Here is a 3,134-nt window from a genome sequence, read left to right as displayed (position 1 = left end):
GAAAGAAGTTCGTAAAAAAGCACGATGGGTATTAAATACAGCAGCATTAACAAAAATTGAAACGATGAAAACAGATGACGGTTTCCCATTACTTCGTCCGTTTAATCAAGCGGAAGGAGGAATTGGTTATACGTTATTAGGCTTCCCAGTTGAGGAAGAAGATGCGATTGACATGCCTGATTCACCAGATACACCTGTATTCTATTTTGGTGACTTTTCTAAATTCTACATTCAAGATGTCATTGGATCACTCGAAGTCCAAAAATTAGTGGAGTTATTCTCACGTACAAACCGTGTCGGTTTCCGTATTTGGAACTTACTTGATGCACAACTCATTCATTCCCCATTTGAAGTGCCAGTTTATAAATATATCTTGCAGGATGGAACGCAGACGAAACCCTGATGAACCGCTTCCAATTGGAGAAGCGGTGATTGGGAAGAGTTTGATACTTTCATAGGAGGGATGCCAGGATGGGAAAAACAAAAGAAGCAGTCAAAGCATTATTTGTGACGGGATATAAGCCAACGCAACAAGATTTTGCAGATTTAATTGATGTAGCAGGAGTCCAAGGGCCTAAAGGAGATAAAGGCGAAACGGGAAGCCCAGGTCTGAAAGGAGACAAAGGTGATACTGGTGCGAAAGGCGCTGATGGAAAAAATGGAACGAACGGTGCCAATGGTGTTGGTGTGAAATCTATTTCTTTAACTGTTGATGGTGCTGGAAAATTAACAGGTGGAACATGGATTGGAACGGATGATAAATCGAATGCTATTGCTATAAATAACTAGTGTGGGCGCTTAATATGGGTGATTTAACTGAGAAATTAAAATCGCATATTCATTGGGAAGAGGGCATGGATGATTCTATGCTCTCTTTTTATATCAATCAAGCAAAGACTTATGTAAGAAATGCGACAGGCAAGCAGACCGAGTATTTAATTATTATGGTCGCCGGTATTTACTATGATTACAGGATTGCTGAAAAAGAATTAGAACAAGCTCTTGATGCTTTAACGCCGATGTTTGTCCAGGAGGTTTATGCTGATGAAGAGAAAGACGAATAAACTCAAATGGATGGGTGAGCTACTTAAATTAGGAGAAACCATTGATTCGGAAAATGACCGTGTTGTGATGGGATATCCGTTAGAACGTAACATTCGTTATAATAATATTGGGGTTACAGCCACTGATAAATTTACAACGAAAGATACGAATGAAATTGTAAAGAAAATTGAAGTCCGTATCGATCGTGACATTGAAAATAATCAAAAGGATTATCGTGTAAAAGTTGGTGGCCGTATTTATGATATTGAGCGTATTTATGTGCGTGAAGAAGACCGATTGATGGAGGTGTCATTGTCCTATGCAAATTAATTTTGAGCAATTACGAACGCTTATGAAGCAATCGGGCCTTCCTGTATATCGTGATGAAGCTCCTACAACGGCGAAGTATCCTTATATTGTGTATGAGTTTGTGAATGAACAACAGAAAAGAGCTTCTAATAAGGTTCTAAAAGATATGCCACTTTATCAAATTGCAGTTATCACAAATGGAACTGAAAAAGATTACGAGCCGTTAAAGGTTGTTTTTAATGAAGCAGGTGTGTCTTATTCTCAATTTGATGGAATGGGTTATGACGAAAATGACGACACTATCACGCAGTTTATAACGTATGTGAGGTGTATCCAGTAATGGCTTCAAATAACAATGGTTTTGCTGAAGCTTTAGAAGATATTCATACGCTATTACGGGTGAATACAAAAGTAAGTTTGGATGTATTAGAGGAAGCAGCCAAGTATTTTGCAGCAGAATTAAAAAAGCGAATGAAAATGTCGGATAAGAACAAGCGAGTCCATTTAAAAAATAGCTTGAAAGTTGTTGTAAAGAATGATCATGTATCTGTGGAATTTGAAGATGCAGCATGGTATTGGTACTTAGCCGAACACGGGCATAAAAAAGCGAATGGAAAAGGGCGAGTAAAAGGTCTGCATTTTTCTCGAAATACGTTTGATGCAGAAAGTGACAACATTGCCGATAGGATGGCACAAAAAATAATGGATAGAATGTGAGGATGATATACATGACAATTGAAAATAAAGAAATTCAATACTCCGTAGGGATTGAAGATTTATATCTGTGCTTGATGAAGGGAAATGAAACTTCTAGTGCACTACCAACTTATGAGGATATTGTTTATAGACAAACGAATATTTCTGATTTAACGATTTCCACTACTTCTACTAATTTTACAAAGTGGGCATCTAACAAAAAAATGATTAACATTGTCAAAAATACAGCGTTTGGATTAGCTTTTAATCTTGCTGGTCTAAATCGTGAAGTGAAAGATAAAATCTTTGCTAAAACACGTAAAAAAGGCGTGTCTTTTGAAACAGCGAAGGCGAAGGCGTATCCAAAGTTCGCAGTAGGTGTTGTATTCCCTTTAAATGATGGAACTAAAATATTACGTTGGTATCCAAAATGTACAGTTGCGCCAGTAGAAGAATCTTGGAAAACACAAGGTGATGAAATGGCTGTGGATGACATTGCTTACACAATTACAGCAGATCCATTGTTATGTAACGATGTAACACAAGCTGAATTGGATACTGGCGATCCAGAGGCAAAAGGAATGAAAGCTGAAGATTTCCTAAAACAAGTCATTTGTGATGAATCTCAATTAACGCAACTTGGTGGAACATCGACACCAGGGAAATAAGGAGTGATAGTATGTCACGTTTAAGTGATTTAGTTAACGTTAATATAACTAGAAACAGCATTAAAATACAGGGTGTTACAATCCCTGTTGTTTTTACTTTTGAATCTTTTCCTTATGTGGAAGAGGCGTATGGAACACCCTATCATGAATTTGAACAAGAAATGAATGATATGTTAGGAAAAGGTCAATTTAGCCTGGGAGAAAATGAAGCGAAATTGATGCGTGCATTAATTTATGCGATGGTACGTAGCGGCGGTACAGAATGTACATTAGCTGAATTGAAAGGTGCCATTCCTATGAATGATTTACCTGATATCTTCATCGTTGTATACGAAATTTTCAGTGGACAAACTTTCCAAACTTCTGATATGGAGAAGCTGAAGCAAGAAAAAAAGTAAAAAACATACTGACTAAAAA

Annotated in this window: 8 protein-coding genes; all 8 read left to right on the top strand. The window is 37.3% G+C overall.

The features are described 5' to 3' along the window. A partial coding sequence (locus tag MHH55_RS36350; RefSeq protein WP_340882947.1) for a phage major capsid protein occupies positions 1-403 on the top strand: 403 nt, incomplete at its 5' end. A gap of 68 nt (positions 404-471) precedes the next feature. Further along, entirely contained in the window at positions 472-789 is a 318-nt protein-coding gene (locus tag MHH55_RS36345) for a collagen-like triple helix repeat-containing protein (RefSeq protein WP_340882945.1), read from the top strand. Between the two features lie 14 nt (positions 790-803). After that, positions 804-1,064 (top strand): head-tail connector protein, encoded by a 261-nt coding sequence (locus MHH55_RS36340; RefSeq protein WP_078188244.1) that lies wholly within the window; start codon positions 804-806, stop codon positions 1,062-1,064. Continuing rightward, complete coding sequence (locus MHH55_RS36335; protein WP_340882943.1) at positions 1,045-1,374, top strand: hypothetical protein; 330 nt, start codon at positions 1,045-1,047, stop codon at positions 1,372-1,374. Before MHH55_RS36340 ends, MHH55_RS36335 begins: the two co-directional genes overlap by 20 nt. Then, positions 1,364-1,693 (top strand): hypothetical protein, encoded by a 330-nt coding sequence (locus tag MHH55_RS36330; RefSeq protein ID WP_078188195.1) that lies wholly within the window; start codon positions 1,364-1,366, stop codon positions 1,691-1,693. Before MHH55_RS36335 ends, MHH55_RS36330 begins: the two co-directional genes overlap by 11 nt. Further along, a complete protein-coding gene (locus MHH55_RS36325; RefSeq protein ID WP_078188196.1) occupies positions 1,693-2,070 on the top strand; it encodes an HK97 gp10 family phage protein in 378 nt (125 codons plus the stop codon). The genes MHH55_RS36330 and MHH55_RS36325 overlap by 1 nt, the downstream gene beginning before the upstream one ends. A gap of 11 nt (positions 2,071-2,081) precedes the next feature. Continuing rightward, positions 2,082-2,717 carry a major tail protein gene (locus MHH55_RS36320; protein WP_098771170.1) on the top strand — a complete coding sequence of 212 codons (636 nt, stop codon included), beginning with the start codon at positions 2,082-2,084 and terminating at the stop codon, positions 2,715-2,717. A gap of 11 nt (positions 2,718-2,728) precedes the next feature. Next, on the top strand, positions 2,729-3,115 hold the full coding sequence (locus MHH55_RS36315) for a hypothetical protein (protein ID WP_078188247.1): 387 nt from the start codon (positions 2,729-2,731) through the stop codon (positions 3,113-3,115). Positions 3,116-3,134: the final 19 nt, after the last annotated feature.

This window comes from Bacillus sp. FSL K6-2944 (genome assembly GCF_038005385.1).
GTDB classification, from domain to species: Bacteria; Bacillota; Bacilli; order Bacillales; family Bacillaceae_G; genus Bacillus_A; species Bacillus_A cereus.
Note: the sequence above shows the minus strand (reverse complement) of the source record. Positions and strands in the feature narration are given on the sequence as shown.

What these genes read in the sequence shown, in the direction of transcription:
- MHH55_RS36340 (WP_078188244.1), top strand. Translation starts at nt 804, where the DNA reads ATGGGTGATTTAACTGAGAAATTAAAATCGCATATTCATTGGGAAGAG.
- MHH55_RS36335 (WP_340882943.1), top strand. Translation starts at nt 1,045, where the DNA reads ATGAAGAGAAAGACGAATAAACTCAAATGGATGGGTGAGCTACTTAAA.
- MHH55_RS36325 (WP_078188196.1), top strand. Translation starts at nt 1,693, where the DNA reads ATGGCTTCAAATAACAATGGTTTTGCTGAAGCTTTAGAAGATATTCAT.
- MHH55_RS36320 (WP_098771170.1), top strand. Translation starts at nt 2,082, where the DNA reads ATGACAATTGAAAATAAAGAAATTCAATACTCCGTAGGGATTGAAGAT.
- MHH55_RS36345 (WP_340882945.1), top strand. Translation starts at nt 472, where the DNA reads ATGGGAAAAACAAAAGAAGCAGTCAAAGCATTATTTGTGACGGGATAT.
- MHH55_RS36330 (WP_078188195.1), top strand. Translation starts at nt 1,364, where the DNA reads ATGCAAATTAATTTTGAGCAATTACGAACGCTTATGAAGCAATCGGGC.
- MHH55_RS36315 (WP_078188247.1), top strand. Translation starts at nt 2,729, where the DNA reads ATGTCACGTTTAAGTGATTTAGTTAACGTTAATATAACTAGAAACAGC.